Raw genomic sequence first — 16,574 nt, 5'->3', positions numbered from 1 at the left:
ACTCCCCTCTCGCCCCCGCCCGTCCGCCCTTCGTTCCCCCGCCGGAGGCTGCAGTGTCCGCGATCACCCGCAACCAGGTCTTCTCCGCCGTCCACACGATCGGCGGGCTGATCCCCGCCGACATGCTCATCCGGATCTCCGAAGGCCGCGACGTGCCCGGCAGCAAACCGGCCGACTACCGGGTGGTCGGTGCCCGGTCGGTGCGCGACGACGCCGAACGGCACTGGGACTACCTGCGCTCCGTCTGGGCTGAGCTGCGCGGTCGGCTTCCGGTGGCACCGGCGGCGGCTACCCCCGCAGACCCCACCGGGTACGCGGTGAGCCAGTGGTTGGAGCCGCTGCTCGACGAGTTGGGCTTCGGCCGGCTCACCCCGATCGGGGCCAGCGGCATCACCGCCGACGACGGCGGCAAGACGTTCCCGGTGTCGCACCGCTGGCAGCACGTACCGGTGCATCTGATCGCCTGGAACGCGGACCTGGACAAACCGGCGGCGGCCGGCGGGGTCCGGGCGCAGTCGATGGTGCAGGAGTGTCTGAACCGCTCCGACGCGCACCTGTGGGGGGTGCTCAGCAACGGCCGGCAGCTGCGGCTGCTGCGCGACTCCAGCGCCCTGGCCACCGCCGCGTACGTCGAATTCGATCTGGAGGCGATCTTCGACGGTGAGCTGTTCAGCGAGTTCGTGCTGCTGTACCGGCTGCTGCACGTCTCCCGCTTCGACGTCGCCGAGGGTGCCGCGCCGTCGACCTGCTGGCTGGAACGCTGGCGCACCGACGCGATCACCACCGGCGTCCGCGCGTTGGAATACCACCGGGAGGCGGTCAAGAAGGCCCTGCAGACTCTCGGTACGGGCTTCCTCAAGCACCCGGCCAACGGGCAGCTGCGCGGCGAGTTGGACGTGGACGCCCTGCACGCGGCACTGCTGCGCCTGGTCTACCGGCTGATCTTCCTGTTCGTCGCCGAGGACCGCGACGCGCTGCACCCGAAGCGCACCAGTGAGGTGATCCGGGAACGCTACGCGGCCTACTTCTCGTCGGCGCGGCTGCGCCGGCACGCGAACCGCCGCCGGGGCACCGCGCACACCGACCTCTATCAGGCGCTGCGGATCGTCCTGGACGCGCTCGGCGACGAGCAGGGCCGCCCTGAGCTGGGCCTGCCCGGCCTGGGCGGCATCTTCGACGACGGCGACGCGGACGCGCCGCTGCGCGGCTGCGCCCTGGCCAACGCGGACCTGCTGACGGCGGTGCGCCAGCTCAGCCGGGTGTGGGATCCGAAGTCTGGTCGCTGGCGGGCCACGGACTACCGCAACATGGGCTCCGAGGAGCTGGGGTCGATCTACGAGTCGCTGCTGGAGCTGGTGCCCAAGCACAGCGCGCTGGACAGCAGCTTCACCCTGGTCGACCGGGCCGGCAACAACCGCAAGAAGACCGGCTCCTACTACACGCCGTCGTCGCTGATCGAACGGCTGCTCGACTCCACCCTCGACCCGGTGATCGACGACGCGCAGAAACGCGGCGAGGTCGCCGCGACAGCCGCCGGGCAGCCGGACGCCACCCAGTCGATCGTCGACGAGCTGCTGTCGATCACGGTCTGCGACCCGGCGTGCGGCTCCGGGCATTTCCTGGTGGCGGCGGCCCGGCGGATCGCGAAACGGGTCGCGGCGGTGCGGGAACGCAACCCGGAGCCGACCGTCGAGGCGGTCGGGCACGCGCTGCACGAGGTGATCGCCCGCTGCGTCTACGGCGTGGATCTCAACCCGATGGCGGTCGAGCTGGCCAAGGTGTCGCTGTGGCTGGAGGCCCTGGAGCCGGGCACGCCGCTGAGCTTCCTCGACGCGCACATCAAGCACGGCAACGGCCTGATCGGCGCGCTGCCGGCGTTGCGCCGCGACGGCATCCCGACCAGGGCGTTCAAGGCGATCGAAGGTGACGATCCGAGGCACGCCCGGCTGCTGCAGCGGCTCAACGACGAGGAACGCGCCGGTCAGTTCGGGCTGTTCGACCTGGTCGCCGAGGTCAAGGTCGCCAATGCCGACCTCGCTGAGCGGGTCGAGCGGATCACCAACGCCCCGGCCGGCGACCTTTCCGACGTACGCCGGCAGGCCGCCGCCTACCAGGAGCTGGTCAGCTCGGCCGACTACACCCGACGCAGGCACCTAGCGGACGCCTGGTGCGCGGCATTCGTGTGGCGCAAGGCGGCCGACGCACCACCGCCGGTCACCGACCGCGTCTTGCGGGCCATGCAGGACCCGGACACCGCAGCGGCGTCCCAGGCAACGCACGACGAGATCGAACGGCTGGCCGACGAGTTCCGCTTCTTCCACTGGGATCTGGAGTTCCCCGAGATCTTCCGCACCTCGGACAGCGCCGCCACCCTGCCCGACGTGGACCCGGCGACCGGCTGGTCCGGAGGCTTCTCCTGCGTGCTCGGCAACCCACCGTGGGACAAGGTCGACTTCGAGGACCCGAAGTACTTCAGTGTGGTCGACCCGTCGATCGCGCAGCTGGCCGGCGCGACCCGCCGGGCGCGGATCGTCGAGTGGGTCGAGGAGTATCCGGAGGCGGGTGAGCGCTACCACGCCGCTCGCCGCCGGGTAAAGGGGACGTTCCACTTCGCCAGCGGCTCGGGCACCTTCCCGCTGTGCGCGAAGGGGCTCAGCGTCAAGGGCGTCACGATGCTGCAGACCGATCAGCTCTTCACCGAAAGGTTCACCACCTTGGCCGCGCCTCACGGGCGGCTCGGGGCCATCGTGCCGACCGCGATCGCGACCAGCGCTGGCGCGCAGCACCTGTTCAGCGACCTCACCCGACGCGGCGCGATCGCCACATTGCTCGACTTCGAAAACCGCAAGCCGCTCTTCCTGGGCGTCCACTCCAGCTACAAGTTCTGCCTGCTGGCGCTGACCGGCCGGGCCGCCGGCGAGCCGCAGGCACGCTACGCGTTCTTCCTGGAGGACCCGGTCGACCTCGACGACCCCGAGCGCACCTTTACCCTCAGCCCGGAAGAGATCGCGCTGATCAACCCGAACACCGGCAACCTGCCCATCTTCCGCACCCGCCGCGACGCCGACCTGACCCTCTCTATTTACCGCCGCATCCCCGTTTTCTGGAACGAAACCAAATTGGACGGCAACCCCTGGAAGATCGCCTTCAAGCCGACCCTCTTCCACATGACCGACGACTCCGACCTATTCCGCACCCGTGAGCAGTTGGAGGCCGACGGCTGGGAGCTACACGGCAACGTCTTCACCCGCGACGACGAACGCATGCTCCCCCTCTACGAGGCGAAGATGGTCGACTTCTTCAATCATCGCGCAGCCGACGTCGTGAAAAGCGAAACTGCGGTCAACCGGCAAAATCAGCCTCGCTACCTCAGTCAAGCCGAGCTCCAAGACCCCAACCGCTTGTCAATTCCCTTGACCTGGGTCGCGGAGACTGGACACGTAGCGACGGTCCGAAACGGCAAGAAGGTGAAGGTGCCAGCCACCGCCGCGCGGCTCAACGAGGTCAAGTGGGACGCGGACTGGCTCTGCGGTTGGTGCGACGTCACATCAGCCACCAACGCACGCACCGCAATTCCGGCTTTCATCCCGCGCACAGCGGCTGGGCACACCCTTCCGCTGATGTTTCCCCGGAGGTCGACCGAGCTTGTCAGCGCACTACTCGCGGTCCAGAGTTCACTAGTATTCGACTTCGTTGCCCGCCAGAAGGTCGGCGGGCTCCATATGGCGCTGATGACCTGGAAGCAACTACCTGTACCCACGCCGAAAATGCTCGAGCCTCACCTTTCCTTCATCGTTCCGCGAGTGCTGGAGCTTGTCTACACGGCGCACGATATGGCCGGACTCGCCCGCGATCTCGGATACCACGGCGAGCCCTTCCCTTGGGACGAGGACCGACGCGCGCAGCTCCGTGCGGAGCTGGACGCCTACTTCTTTCACCTCTATGGGATTACCCGCGACGACGTTGACTACATCCTGGAATCCTTCCAGTCCGACACCGGCGGGCTCAAGAACAACGAGATCGCCAAGTACGGCACCTACCGCACAAAGGAGCTAGTACTCACTGAATACGATCGTATATATATCACGAGCAGACCCGGAGCGATGGCGATCTAGCAACGCGATCAGGCTTAGCCAGTCACTCAGTCCTTACCCGACAACACACCCCCCCATCACCCAGACCAAAAGGAAGATTATGCACATCCAAGATTCCGGCAAGGAATTCGAAAAACGCGCACTGGCGGTCGCTCGAGCAATATACGACCCATCAGGAACACAGGGTCCGGTAATTTACCAGGGCCGAGAGCACGACGGCGCCTTTGTCAACGATCGGTCGATAGCCGTTTTCGAGTTCACCACATCACGCACAAAACAGAAAGCCATTAAAGATGCAACAAAAATCAGTGACCTACTTCGCCACCTACAGGGCATTCCAGACAATCGCTTCAAGATGGCGCAGGGCTACTTCGTCACCGCAGACGAACCAGATGCAGAACAAAGAAAAGCGGTCGAGGCTGTTGCAAAATCATCGAATATGCATATAGTATGCATGAGCCTCCTAACCTTACGTCGACAACTAATCGATTCAGAAAACTACATTGCTCTACGCAGGAAGGCCCCCTTCGGAAGTACTGGATTCAAACTGACAACCACAAACCCCAAAACAAGGAATGCCCAGTATATCGAGCCAATCCTAGAAGATATCACCTCTGGTGGCACCCTATCTTTAGAGGAGGTGGTTGAGGCAGCCAGCAACGGGGATCGTTTTGTACTCATAGCAGACTTCGGTTCCGGAAAGAGCGAGGCATTAAGGCAAGCATTCGAACGCCTCCGCAAGAGGCACTTCAAGGATGCGGCGACTCAGCGTATTCCGCTGCACATCAACTTAAATGATTGCTTCGGACTCAGGTCCCCAGCCGAGGTAATTCGACGACACTCGGAGGATATCGGATTCCCCGGCCAGGACAGCCTTGTAGCAGCATGGAGGTCTGACGCCTGCATCCTATTGCTCGACGGATTTGATGAACTAGTTCCATATCGCTGGGTTGGAGGTGCAAGGGATCTACGACAGGTCCGCCGATCAGCACTTGAACCCGTGCGACGACTGATCGCGGACAGCTCCCCCGAGTGCGGAGTAATAATAGCAGGTAGGCCGCAGTACTTTGCGAGCAATTCGGAGCTACTAGAGACCTTGGCCCTGACAGGCGGCCGAGTGCTTACTATTCATGACTTCAACACGGAGCAAGTACAACAATTTACGGGTTTAGACGCAACCCTTCCAAGCTGGATTCCACCAAGACCACTTTTGCTCAAGTTCCTACTTCAGAACGAGTTTTTTGAGGACCTGCCAAATCTTGCTTACAGCGGAGCAGAAGCCTGGCTCGATATAATTGACGTTGTAGCCAGACGCGAGGCCGACCGCATCAGCACCGTTACCCCCGACAACGTTCGCAAGCTGATCGCAAGGATATCAAGCCTGGCCCGAGGTGGCCGGGGACAACTTGGTCCTGTTGCAATCAAAGATATGAGGTCCGCGTTCCACGAGGTTTGCGGCTATGAGGCCGAGGAGGAGGGGATCCAGTTACTGCTACGCCTTCCTGGTCTTGGGGCCACGAACCCTAAACAGGGCGACGAAGAGGAACGATACTTCATCGACTCCGACCTTGCGGATGCAGCGTACGGCATTGATCTCGCCAGCTACATCTCAGCGCCATACAGCAGGCATCCACTCAGCTCCAGCGTATCGTGGAATACCTCCACTGGGACCATTTCAGCTGATGTATGCGCTGCGGAATTGACGCGGATTGGGTTCGACTCGAATATCACCAGCGGGGCGATCAAGAAGCGGCTAGACGATCAATTCTTCGACTCCATCCTCTTTGACACGGTAGCCGTTTCCTCCCATCTAGGCACCAAACCATCCAATGGATTATTTCCATTCTTCGATGAAATATTAGTACCCCGAATCACGCTCTCTGGAGACGACGGATACCTTAGTCACGCTACTTTCAAGGACTGCGTCATAGAGACGCTTGATGTTACCGAATTTGACAACAGCAACACCTTCCCGACCTTTCACTCCTGCCTGATTGGAAAGATTGACGGCTGGTCCCAACTGCCCGCAAGCTATCAGGATCGCTTTGTAGAATGTGATATCGAGGAATTCTCGTCGACAAGTCAGACGACGTCCGGCCTACTACAACTACCGATTGCCGAAAACGACAAGGTAGCGTTGGTTGTACTGAAAAAGGTTTACGCACAAGCCGGAAGCGGGAGAAAATTCCATGCCCTCGCGCGCGGACTTCCACTATCCGAGAGGTCAAGGGTTCCAGACGTCGTTCAGGAGCTTGTTTCCATGGGATACCTATCGCGTGCTACGGCAAAGGGGAACGACATTATTCTACCACTAAAAGCCCGACGCAAGGATGTAGTTGCGGTTCTTTCTAACCCAGGCTCATTTTCGCTCAGCGCACTGAAGCAATAGTTGGAACGCGCAGCCGGGAATGACTACATTGATTCAGGGTAGTCATTCCCGGTAGACAGCAGGAGAGGGCTTTCGCGCAGCCTGCCCCCATCTCACCCGACGACGCAGCAGCAGGCAGTGCCAGTCACGGCGAACCCTCATTACTACAAAGGCGTGTCTGGCTACGAGTCCTGTTCGGGCTGCTCAGCCACGAAGACACCGATGCCCGTTCGCCCGACAAGCTCATCCAGTTCGATCATGGAGTCGACGGCACGGCGGACGGTCATGTGACTGGTGTCGTACTCGTCGGCCAGCAGCCGGACCGACGGAAGCTTGCTGCCCGGCGGGTAGATCCCGGCCTTGATCTTCGCCCGCAGATCATCCCTGATCTGGCGCCAAAGCGGCTGGGCGTACGGCATAGGTACAGCCAAGCAACCACCCTGCCTTCTGTCCCCAGCATCCCCTTGCTGTCTTTACAGGCTTTATAGGTCTGGTAGGCTCGTCGGCGTTGTCATCGACGTTCGGGGAGGAAGTCGTGGAGCAGCGGAGCAGGCGGGGGCGGGTGGTGCCTCGGCGGGGCGTACTCGTGGAGCCGTGGCAGGTCAGGGCGGTGCAGTTCGACACCCGGTGGCGTGGGCTGGACCCGGCGGCGGTGTACGCGTACCTGCGACAGGTCGCCGACGAGCTGGATCGGCTCACCCGGCAGGCCGCCGTCGACCGCGCTGAGGCCGACCGACTGCGCGAAGGACTGCGGCAGTGGCGGCAACGCCACGTCGGCTGCCGGTTCAACGACCCGCCCGCCGACGTCTACCGCTCGGAGCACCAGCGGCAGACCGGCAACGGAGGCCACTGGTGAGCGACGAACCGCGCTGGACCATCCACCTGCCGACCCGGCTCACTGACATCGAGGCCGCCGCCCGGTTCGCCGCCGCGCTGCGGGACTCGCTGAGCCACCTGGACGTCGTCGACTTCGCCGACACCACGCTGTCCGCCACCGACCGACCGTCGCTGCGTACCCGGGTATGGGGTGACCTCGGCCCGGACCCGGCCGGCGGCGACCCCACCAACGAGCGCACCGCGTCCGGCGATGACTGACCCCGTCCCCCGACCCGTCGAGATCGACCACCTGACGGAGCTGGTCGACCGGCACGCACCGCGCACCGACGGCTGCGCCTGCGGCGACCCGCTCACCGCCGCCGGCCGCTGCTGGCGCACCGATGTCGCACTCACCCGGCTCCGCGACCTCGGCGTCCACGTCGCCGCCGTCGACCAGCCGGAGGATGCTCGATGAGCATGCACGTCCCGGTCCGCCCCAGCTGGGCCTGCGCCGGCTGCGGCCACGCCTGGCCGTGCCTGGACAGCCGGCAACAGCTCACAATCGAGTACGCCGACGCCCGCGTCTCCCTGTCGATCTACCTCGCCACCAACATGGTCGAAGCGATGACCGACCTGCCGGCCGGGCAAGGCGGCGACCTCCGCTGGCGTTTCCTCGGCTGGCTGTGATGTCGATGTCGATCCTGCGCCCCGGCGACGAACCGATGCACTACGACGACGGCTCCCACCGCTGGATCCCGCCTGACCCGGATCATGACCAGGCGACCTGGGAAAACCAGGTACGCGAACACCAACGCGAGCATCGCGAGCGCCCCGATCCGCCCCTGCCCCGCTACCGTCTCATCCGGAGAGCCGCCGCCAGGTGAGGCGGCCCGGCCGCACGCCCAGCGGAAAGAAGGTGGTCGACGTGGCCCAGGCTGCGATCGTGCGACGAGTGTCCGCCGCCCGCGCCGCGAGCTTCGCTGGAGCGTGGCCGGCGGCAGCGGCCGCTGTCGGCACCCTGGCCGCTGTGCTGGTGCTGGCCCGCCAGGCCCGCCCCGTCGTCGAGGCCGCCGCCTGGTCGTGGCGCTTCGCCGAGCAGGCCCCGACCACCATCATCGGCCCGATCGGCACCGCCCGGCTGGCCGGCTGGGCGCTGCTGGTCGCGGTACTGGTCGCCGGCTGGCGTACGTCCGCCGCGCTCGGTGCATGCGCCGCCGTACTGGCCGAGCTGGTGGTGCTGGTCACCGGGGTACGCGACCATGCGGCGCCCGGTTGGCACCTCCTGCTCGCCGTGGTCGTCGCCGTACCGCTGGGCGGGTCACTGCTGCTTGCCGCCCGTGATGGCCGCGAGCAACGACCGCTTCCGGGTCGGTTCTGGGCCGCAGCGGCCGCGATGGGGCTGTGTGCATCGCTCAGCGCCGCCGGTACGCCGCTGGTAGCGGAGCAGTCCGACGGCCTCGTGCTCATCAGCAACATTCCGGTGGCGCGCATCGGGTTCGGCGCTCTGGCCCTGGTGGTGCTGTTCAGTGTCGTCGCGGTGTCGGCCCTGCCGGTTGCCGTACGCCGCCGGGCGGTGGTGCTGCTGGCGGCCGTGGCGGCGTTGCTGGCGACGACGCAAAGCGGCTATGACGAGGCGTTCATGTCAATGCTCGACTACCCGGTTCTGCGTGACCAGCCAGCCATGGCGTTGGTGCTGGCTGCCGTGGCAGCGACCGTGGTGCTGACGCTCGGCACACTCGCGGTGCGCCTGCGAGAAGGGTCAGCAGCCCTGGACCACAGCCCGCGAGATCACTTCAGATCATCTTGACCTTGTCGAGAAAGACCTGCCAACTCGCGCTGCGGGCGGCCGGTGGCTGGAACAGCAGCCGATGGACAACGATCTCCTCTGCGACCCGTGGGCTGTCGGAGACCTCGTACGATCGGAAGTTGGCCCTGGCGCCCGCAGGCCGGACCGCTTTCCTCAGTTGTTCCTTCGCGTTCCGGATCTTGCCGACATCCTTGCCCGTGTACTGGTCGGGCAGCCGCCACGACCGGTGAACCGCCCGCACCGCCGCCGGGAAGAGAAACCACCACGCCTCGGTCTCCCAGGCCGGCACCACGGCAAGGACCGGCCAGGGCAACGGGCGGAACGCACCCTCAACCTTCTTGATCAAAGCCTGGTGCGCCGGCTCCACGTCATCGGCGTCCTCGTGCATCAGCACCGCACGGATCGGAGACCGTACGGCCTGTGCCCGCAGGACCGCGCTGACGCGGGTCGTCTGGCTCGGGATCCGGTCCGGCGGAACCTTGCGCACCAACGCCATCGGCTTACGTAGCGGCTTCAGGCTGCCTTTCGACAGGTCAGGACGCAACGCCGAGACGAGGATGCAGACCACCTGGCGGTCGTTGTCATCCTCGCCCAGCACGACGACAATCGGCTGCTGCTGGCCGCGTGCTCTGCTCACTCCGGGCAACCACCCAGCGCACCGGTGAACCACAGCTCGCCGAGCCCAATCTCGCCATGCAGTTCCCGTTCCATGGCCCGCACCGTGTCCGGGTCGATCGCCGGGATCCGCGACGCGGCGTCCTCGCCACGTTCACAGACGATCAACTCGTCGGGGGTCAGCCGGTTTACCAGCGGCGGCGAGTGTGTCGCAATCAGGAACTGGGTGCGTTCGGACGCCTCGCGCAGCAACTCGACCAACCGGTCGAGGATGTGGGGATGCAGTCCGTGGTCGATCTCCTCGATACAAGTGAGACGCGGCGGCGCCGGGTCGTAGAGCAGAGCGAGCAGCGCAAGAGCCCGGATCGAGCCGTACGATGCCTCCTGCAAGGTCGTCGCACCCGGAAGCCCACGCTCCACCAGGGTGAGTACGGTCCCCTCACCGGCACCACCGATCGGCCGGAACTGCAGGGCTTCCGAGCCCGGGATGAAGGCTCGCGCGTCGCGCTGCAGCGCGGCGAACTGGTCGCTGTGCTCATCGGCCAGGTAGGCGAGGAACGACGCCAGGTTGCTGGCGTCGTTGGCCAGCTGCCGGCTGCGCTGCTCCGTCGATGGCAGGCGGGCCGCAGCCACGTCGATGTCGAACACCCGGAAACTGGCGAACATGTCAGCGAGCGCTTCGACCTGCTCGCCGCCCTCCTCGGCACTGAGTTTGGGCAACGTCGACAAACCCAGCGAACCCTCGCGCAGACTGGCTTTCCGCTCCCCACCCTCGGGGCCATGGAAGGTGACCTGGTTGCCGGAGACCGCGATACGCCGGCCTGGTCCGGCGGTCCGTTTGAACGCGAATGTCTCGGACCGCCGCAGGTAGTAGCGGTCGGTCTGGCCGCGTAGCTTCCCCCGGGACACACCGAGCTGGTAGTTGTCGGTGGCCCGCAAATTGCTGTTCTTGGTGACAGCGGCCTCCACCTCGATGGTGATGCTGGGCCGCTGGTCGCCACCGCCCCGGAACAGCACCCGGTCGAAACCACCGCGTCGCTCCAGCGCGGGCCCGAGGTCCTCCCGGGTGGCGTCGCCGAGGAAGGCGATCACGTCGAGTAGGTTGGACTTACCGGCGCCGTTGGGTCCGACGAGTACGTTGAGTGCGGCGAGCCGCACCTCCACCGCCCGGAGGCTGCGAAAGTTGCTCACCTTGAGCCTGAGCAGGTACGGGGGATGTCGGACGGCCACGGCAGCAGGCTACCCGCTCCGCGCAGCGCCGCCAGCCAGGCGCAGCAAGTTGCCCGCTTCGAATTCCCGAGGACACAACCAGTCGCCTTCGGGGAGTGTCCGATGACCGCCTCCGGCGGCCCGAACGAACACCCGACAACTCGTCCAGCTGGCCGTTGTCCATTCACGCGCGCTCTGGTTGCATTGCCCGGGTTCGAGGAGTGTGCACACTAGACGGGAGTCGCCGATGGTCGCGGCGCAGGAGACGACGCTGCAAAAGTTGCTCGAAGGCACCAAGCAGTACCAGGTGCCGTTGTACCAGCGGACGTACTCGTGGTCCGAGCATCAGTGCAAGCGGCTCTGGGAGGACATCAAGAAGCTCGCCGAGGACCGCCGCGCGGACCCCGCAGCCACCCACTTCATCGGCTCGGTGGTGCTGGCACCCAGCCCGGAGATCGGCCCGGTCGGGGTGCAGGAGTTCCTGGTCGTCGACGGGCAGCAGCGCCTCACCACCCTGTCGATCCTGCTCTGCGCGATCCGGGACCACCGGGCGAAGACCGAGGATCCGAAGCACCGGGGGCGCATCGAACAGCTGTACCTGATCAACCAGTTCGAGTCCGATCCGCACCGGCTCAAACTCGTGCCCACCCAGGCTGACCGGGACGCGTACCTGGCCTGTGTGGAGTCGACTCCGCAGGTCGGCGGCAGCGACCACGTCGGTTCGGCGTACCGCTTCTTCGCCAGCCGGCTGATGGAATACGACGACGTCGAGGACCCGTTCGACATCGCGCGGATCGAGAACGCCGTCATCACCGGGTTGGCGCTGGTGGCGGTCACCGCGCAGGCCGGCGACAACGTCTACCGGATCTTCGAGTCGCTGAACAATACCGGCCTGCAGTTGACCCAGGCCGACCTGCTGCGCAACTACCTTTTCATGCGGCTGCCGACCCGGGGCGAGACCGTCTACAAGTCGCTGTGGTTCCCGCTGCAGGATACCCTCAACCGGGAGGACCTCGAGCTGCTCTTTTGGCTCGACCTGGTGCAGCGCAACGGCCGTGCCAAGCAGACCGACATCTACGCCGCGCACCAGCTGCGGCTCAACGCGATGCGCGGCGAAGCGGAGATACGCCGGTTCAGCCACCTCGGCGCGCTGCTGAAGATCATCCTGCACCCGGAGAGCGAGCCCGACCCCGAGGTCCGGCGGCGGCTGACCCGGCTGCATGCCTGGGGCGCCACCACCGTCTACCCGCTGCTGCTGCACCTGCTGGACCGCCGTGCGCAGGGCACCGCCACCGCCGGGCAGGTCATCGCGGCCATGCGGTACGTGGAGAGCTTCTTCGTCCGCCGCCTGGTGATCGGTCGGGCGACCGCCAACGTCAACCGGATCCTGATGTCGATCGTCACCGAGATGGACGCGAAGCTCCCGGTCGACGAAGCGGTCCGGGCGTACTTGTCGACTGGCCGTAAGCACTACGCAACCGACGCGCAGATCCGCTCGTCGACCAGGACCATCCCCTTCTATCTCAACGGACGCGCGCATCAGCGCAACCTCGTACTTCAGTGGTTGGAGGAGGCGCACCGCAGCAAGGAGCCGGTGGCAGCCGACACGCTCACCATCGAGCATGTGCTGCCGCAGACGCCGACCGCGCAGTGGCGGCAGATGCTCAACGACGACCTCGGGCCCGACGAGAACTTCACCGACGTGCACGAGTCGCTGGTGCACACGATCGGCAACCTGACCCTCACCGGATACAACTCCGAGCTGGGCAACAAACCGTTCGACGCCAAGAAGGCCGCGTTGGCGAAGAGCCCGATCGTGCTCAACCGGGACATCGCCCAGCAGGAGCGGTGGGGGCGGCCGGAAATCCAGGCCCGCAGCGAGGCGCTCGCCGAGCAGATCATCTCGCTCTGGCCGGGTCCGGTCGAGGCCTCCCGCGACAACGACTCCGACGTGCCGTGGGACGTGATGAACCGGGCCCTGGCCGAGCTGCCCGCCGGTTCGTGGACCACGTACGGCGACGTGGCCGCGCTGATCGGCAGCCACCCGGTGCCGGTCGGGACGCGGCTGGCGAACCATCCGGTGCCGAACGCACACCGGGTGCTGCAGACCGGCGGCACCGTCTCACCGGGCTTCCGCTGGCCCGATCCGGCCCGTACCGACGACCCGCTCGACCTGTTGCGGGCCGAAGGGGTCGAGTTCGATGGCAGTGGGCGCGCCGCCCCGGAGCAGCGGATCCCGCTGGACGAGCTGGCCCAGCTCGCCGGGCTCAGCACCGATGATCTGCCGCGCCCCGGTCACCGCGATCCAGCGCGGCGCACGCCGAACGCTTCAACACTCAGCTGGCCCAGCTGCAGGACCCGCCGGTGGTCGCCGCCGTGCAGGCTGTTCGCGACGGCTGGACCGCGCTCGGCGGCCGCCTGCTCTACGGCACCGGCGACGAAACGTCGTGCTTTCTCATCGCACGCGGCAAGGACCATCGGCTCGGCAGCATCTGGCCGGCGACGATCTACCCGAGTGGCAAGTTCGAGATCGTCTTCCAGCATCTCAAGAACCGGATGCCGTTCGACGACATGGCGCTGCGTGAGGAGTTCCGGCAGCGGCTCAACAAGATCCCCGGGGTGTCCATCGCGGCGGCCCGGATCGGGCTACGGCCGGGTTTGCGGCTGTCGGTACTCGCCGACCCGGCGGCCCGAGAGCTGCTGATCGAGCAGCTCGACTGGTTCTACCAGCAGGCGCAACCGCCGGCCGAGGACGACGCCGACGAGGGTGAACAGTTGAGCTGACCGCCAGGCTGTGGAGGCGCTGCGCGCCGAGTTGGCCGCCGCTGGTGCCACCACCCACCTGCAGTTGTGCGCCGACGCGGCGCGGCTGCTCGCCGATGGCGACACCGGCGCCGCCGAGGACGCGTCTCTGCGGTTCGACCACGTGGTGGTTGACGAGGCGCAGGATCTGCACCCAGCGGAGTGGCGGGTGCTGTGGGCAGCGGTGCCGGCCGGTCCGGACGACACCTTCCTCACCGGCGATCCGCATCAGCGGATCAACGACGCGAAAGTGTCGCTGGCCGCGCTCGGGATCCGTACCGCCGGGCGCAGCTTCCGGCTGCGAATCAACTACCGCAGTACGGCGGAGATCCTCACCTGGTCGACCGGGCTGCTCGACGGGGACGGCCGCGACAACCTGACCGGCTACCGGTCGCTGCTGCGAGGTCGGCGGCCGACGGTAGCCGGGTTTCCGGACGAGCCGGCCGAGGCGGCGGCGCTGGTGCAGCGGGCCCGCGAGTGGCTCGACCGGGGCGTACGGCCGGCAGAGGTCGCCGGCTGCACCCGGTTCAAGGCCAGGCTGGACCCGGTGCAGGCGGCGTTGGCCGAGGCCGGCATGCACCCGCGCCCGCGAAGCGCTGCATGTGTCGTGGACGGGCCAACCGAGTCAATTCCTCCCGCGATAGCTTGTGTCCGGGGTTCGCGCGGCCGCCTTGGGCAGGGCCGGCTTCTCCGGCAACCGCCACGTCAGACCGCCAACAGCCCCCCGTTTCGCACCTCGTCCTTGATCGCGATCAGGTTGGCCGCCACGTACGGAATGTGGTGCGCGCGGTGCCAGTCGGTCGGGAAGTAGGTAACCAACCTGGACACCTGAAAACGGCACGTAATCTCCGGTACGTACTTGGCGTACTGCTGGTCCGTGAAGTACCAGAACGAGTTCTCGTTGTAGAAGGCAACATGCGTCGGGTCCTGGAACGCGCCCCTGCCGTCGCTGCTCGGCGTCAACGACAACAGCATCCCGCCAGGCGCCAACAAGCGGTACAGCTCGTTGAACAACGCGATCTTGTCCGGGATGTGCTCCAGAAAGTCACTCGCCCGGATCACTCCAACGCTGCTGTCCGGCAGATCCAGGCCCTTGGTGATGTCACAGATCATGTCCACCTCAGGTCCGGCGTGGACATCGACACCTTGGTAACCTTCGACCTTGTTGTGTGCCGCACCCAGGTCGAGCGCAAGCAGACCCTGCCGCTTGGCCCACGCCAGCGCATTCAACTGCACGTTGCGATCATATACCTCCACTGTCCGTTGCTGAATCCGGGCGTTCATCTCCGGCACGCGCTGCGTATTTCCTGCATGCATCCGTTGAAGGTAGAGACACTCCGGGATGTGATGAAAATCCGCCAGCTGATACATGCGACACATGAGGTCGGCATCGTCAGCAACGTCAAGCGACTCGTCGTACCCGCCGGACTTCTCGTAGATGTCGCGGCGAAATGCTCGCACGTGATTCGGCGCGTACCAGATGTAGCTCACATTGTGCGGCGTCGGCGGCAGCGCCATGCAGGCCAGCACTTCGCAGCCATCAACCCGGACGTCCCGATATCGCCAACCATGATCAGCAGAGAAACGACTGTCGTCGCGACTACCGTCCTCAGCGATCTGGGCGGTGTCGCTGTAGACCAGGCCGACCTCCGGATTCTCGTCGAAGGCATCAACCACCTTTTCGAGGCAGTCGCTAGCAAGAAGATCGTCGTGGTCCAACTCGACGAGTATGTCGCCCGACGCCTCCGCACAGGCCCGCTTCTTGACCGCACCAACGCCCGACACCTCATCCTGCACCACCAGGCGAATTCGCTGATCCGGCACCTCGGGCCGCCAGCGGTTCCCTTGGTTCAGAACGATGACCCACTCCCAGTCGTCGAACGTCTGCGCTTGCAGCGACTGATGGCACTCATCCAGAAACCGGGTCCGATTACTACCAGTAAAGACCGTCACAGATGGCTTTCTCATTCCACTCACTCACTCACTGACCCGGGTAGCCTCATCAGCGTCGTCGCGGTACTCTTCAGGGACACCCTCCAGCAGCGCCCCGTCGAGCCGCACCGCCTCTCCGAACGCCTCACGAGCCTCGACTTCGTCACCCTCGCTCACCAACAACAGCCCCAACCGCAGGTATGCGGTGGAAGCTTCGCCATCAAGCTCGACGATCTGTCGATATAGATCAATTGCAGATGATCGATCGTGACTCTCGAGCGCGATGGCCTTGTTGAAAAGGGCCGGCTTGTAGAAAGGATCAGCTTCCAATGCTTGATCGTAGCTATCGATTGCCTGGGCGATCCTGTCCTGCGACTGCGCGATGTAGCCCAGATTATACCAGGCCAACATGTTGTTTTCGTCGACAGCAAGAACCTGCTCGAACGTTTGTTTAGCCTTCTCGATATCCCCGGCCTGACCTTCCTCGACGCCCTTCTCGACGAGGGCAACAGGATCCTCACCGATTGCACCGACGGGTTTTTTGCCTCCACCCTGGTCCGCAGTACACGCCGGCAGCCCTGCAAGCAACACGGCACCACACGCGAGTGAGCTAAACATCGTCTTCATCTTCATGAGACAACCTTCCTGCAACTCGAATACTAAGAATTGGCACGACGTCCACTCGGACGTGTACTACTCGACATCAACACAAACGACATAGACCATCCCGCCACCGTCACCCAGCTCGGCCTGCCAGCCGCTTGGTGTTCCAACCGCAGGAACAGGCCGACTGGTCTCAACACCTGCTTGTGAGCTGAAGCCTCCGCCGGTGGCAACATCGCCCGCAGCGCACCGGGCTGTCACGAGACCGGCCCCGGCGGCCGTCACAGAGTTGACGTAGACACTGGTCAGTCCTGCACCGGAAGCACCT

At 65.2% G+C, this 16,574-nt stretch carries 16 protein-coding genes; 11 read left to right on the top strand and 5 right to left on the bottom strand.

Annotated features, from left to right (window positions below; all coding sequences use genetic code 11):
- The first annotated feature begins 53 nt into the window (after positions 1-53).
- Positions 54-4,115, top strand: coding sequence for an Eco57I restriction-modification methylase domain-containing protein (locus tag O7610_RS29955; protein ID WP_289212368.1), 4,062 nt, complete (start codon positions 54-56; stop codon positions 4,113-4,115).
- 79 nt (positions 4,116-4,194) lie between these two features.
- Complete coding sequence (locus O7610_RS29950; RefSeq protein WP_289212367.1) at positions 4,195-6,483, top strand: NACHT domain-containing protein; 2,289 nt, start codon at positions 4,195-4,197, stop codon at positions 6,481-6,483.
- Between the two features lie 161 nt (positions 6,484-6,644).
- Here the strand turns inward: O7610_RS29950 and O7610_RS29945 are convergent, their stop codons facing one another.
- Positions 6,645-6,881, bottom strand: coding sequence for a GntR family transcriptional regulator (locus O7610_RS29945; RefSeq protein ID WP_289213713.1), 237 nt, complete (start codon positions 6,879-6,881; stop codon positions 6,645-6,647).
- Positions 6,882-6,997: 116 nt separating this feature from the next.
- On the opposite strand from O7610_RS29945, the gene O7610_RS29940 reads away from it, so the two are divergent.
- From O7610_RS29940 to O7610_RS29915, 6 genes are read left to right on the top strand one after another with little or no spacing between them, the layout of a single operon-like run.
- Complete coding sequence (locus tag O7610_RS29940) at positions 6,998-7,318, top strand: DivIVA domain-containing protein (RefSeq protein WP_289212366.1); 321 nt, start codon at positions 6,998-7,000, stop codon at positions 7,316-7,318.
- Positions 7,315-7,557, top strand: a complete 243-nt coding sequence (locus O7610_RS29935; RefSeq protein WP_289212365.1) for a hypothetical protein — start codon at positions 7,315-7,317, stop codon at positions 7,555-7,557. The genes O7610_RS29940 and O7610_RS29935 overlap by 4 nt, the downstream gene beginning before the upstream one ends.
- Positions 7,550-7,753: a hypothetical protein gene (locus tag O7610_RS29930; protein ID WP_289212364.1), complete on the top strand. Its 204-nt coding sequence runs from the start codon at positions 7,550-7,552 to the stop codon at positions 7,751-7,753. Before O7610_RS29935 ends, O7610_RS29930 begins: the two co-directional genes overlap by 8 nt.
- Positions 7,750-7,965 (top strand): flavin reductase, encoded by a 216-nt coding sequence (locus O7610_RS29925; protein WP_289212363.1) that lies wholly within the window; start codon positions 7,750-7,752, stop codon positions 7,963-7,965. The genes O7610_RS29930 and O7610_RS29925 overlap by 4 nt, the downstream gene beginning before the upstream one ends.
- Positions 7,965-8,162 carry a hypothetical protein gene (locus O7610_RS29920; protein WP_353850307.1) on the top strand — a complete coding sequence of 66 codons (198 nt, stop codon included), beginning with the start codon at positions 7,965-7,967 and terminating at the stop codon, positions 8,160-8,162. The genes O7610_RS29925 and O7610_RS29920 overlap by 1 nt, the downstream gene beginning before the upstream one ends.
- A gap of 59 nt (positions 8,163-8,221) precedes the next feature.
- Positions 8,222-9,085, top strand: a complete 864-nt coding sequence (locus O7610_RS29915; RefSeq protein WP_289212362.1) for a hypothetical protein — start codon at positions 8,222-8,224, stop codon at positions 9,083-9,085.
- Here the strand turns inward: O7610_RS29915 and O7610_RS29910 are convergent.
- Both O7610_RS29910 and O7610_RS29905 read right to left on the bottom strand, forming a co-directional pair.
- A complete protein-coding gene (locus O7610_RS29910; protein WP_289212361.1) occupies positions 9,072-9,722 on the bottom strand; it encodes a hypothetical protein in 651 nt (216 codons plus the stop codon). The two genes, O7610_RS29915 and O7610_RS29910, sit on opposite strands and share 14 nt — an antisense overlap.
- Complete coding sequence (locus tag O7610_RS29905; RefSeq protein ID WP_289212360.1) at positions 9,719-10,930, bottom strand: AAA family ATPase; 1,212 nt, start codon at positions 10,928-10,930, stop codon at positions 9,719-9,721. The genes O7610_RS29910 and O7610_RS29905 overlap by 4 nt, the downstream gene beginning before the upstream one ends.
- Before the next feature lie 226 nt (positions 10,931-11,156).
- On the opposite strand from O7610_RS29905, the gene O7610_RS29900 reads away from it, so the two are divergent.
- Genes O7610_RS29900 through O7610_RS29890 form a run of 3 tightly spaced genes read left to right on the top strand, consistent with a single transcriptional unit; the run spans position 11,157 to position 14,522 of the window.
- Positions 11,157-13,613: a GmrSD restriction endonuclease domain-containing protein gene (locus O7610_RS29900; RefSeq protein ID WP_289212359.1), complete on the top strand. Its 2,457-nt coding sequence runs from the start codon at positions 11,157-11,159 to the stop codon at positions 13,611-13,613.
- Positions 13,568-13,693 carry a hypothetical protein gene (locus O7610_RS29895; RefSeq protein WP_289207429.1) on the top strand — a complete coding sequence of 42 codons (126 nt, stop codon included), beginning with the start codon at positions 13,568-13,570 and terminating at the stop codon, positions 13,691-13,693. The genes O7610_RS29900 and O7610_RS29895 overlap by 46 nt, the downstream gene beginning before the upstream one ends.
- A gap of 10 nt (positions 13,694-13,703) precedes the next feature.
- Positions 13,704-14,522: a UvrD-helicase domain-containing protein gene (locus tag O7610_RS29890; protein ID WP_281553652.1), complete on the top strand. Its 819-nt coding sequence runs from the start codon at positions 13,704-13,706 to the stop codon at positions 14,520-14,522.
- Here O7610_RS29890 and O7610_RS29885 read toward each other — a convergent pair.
- On the bottom strand, positions 14,417-15,664 hold the full coding sequence (locus O7610_RS29885) for a glycosyltransferase (protein WP_281553651.1): 1,248 nt from the start codon (positions 15,662-15,664) through the stop codon (positions 14,417-14,419). The two genes, O7610_RS29890 and O7610_RS29885, sit on opposite strands and share 106 nt — an antisense overlap.
- 24 nt (positions 15,665-15,688) lie before the next feature.
- The gene (locus tag O7610_RS29880; RefSeq protein WP_281553650.1) at positions 15,689-16,276 is read right to left on the bottom strand and encodes a tetratricopeptide repeat protein; all 588 of its coding nucleotides are present in this window, start codon (positions 16,274-16,276) and stop codon (positions 15,689-15,691) included.
- Positions 16,277-16,574 lie beyond the last annotated feature (298 nt).

Source organism: Solwaraspora sp. WMMA2065, from assembly GCF_030345075.1.
GTDB lineage: Bacteria > Actinomycetota > Actinomycetes > Mycobacteriales > Micromonosporaceae > Micromonospora_E.
This window is presented reverse-complemented; position numbering and strand designations above follow the sequence as displayed.

Bases quoted from the DNA above. Each gene is read 5' to 3' on its own strand.
- O7610_RS29930 (WP_289212364.1), top strand. From the start codon at position 7,550: ATGACTGACCCCGTCCCCCGACCCGTCGAGATCGACCACCTGACGGAG.
- O7610_RS29900 (WP_289212359.1), top strand. From the start codon at position 11,157: ATGGTCGCGGCGCAGGAGACGACGCTGCAAAAGTTGCTCGAAGGCACC.
- O7610_RS29925 (WP_289212363.1), top strand. From the start codon at position 7,750: ATGAGCATGCACGTCCCGGTCCGCCCCAGCTGGGCCTGCGCCGGCTGC.
- O7610_RS29950 (WP_289212367.1), top strand. From the start codon at position 4,195: ATGCACATCCAAGATTCCGGCAAGGAATTCGAAAAACGCGCACTGGCG.
- O7610_RS29880 (WP_281553650.1), bottom strand. From the start codon at position 16,276: ATGAAGATGAAGACGATGTTTAGCTCACTCGCGTGTGGTGCCGTGTTG.
- O7610_RS29920 (WP_353850307.1), top strand. From the start codon at position 7,965: ATGTCGATGTCGATCCTGCGCCCCGGCGACGAACCGATGCACTACGAC.
- O7610_RS29945 (WP_289213713.1), bottom strand. From the start codon at position 6,881: ATGCCGTACGCCCAGCCGCTTTGGCGCCAGATCAGGGATGATCTGCGG.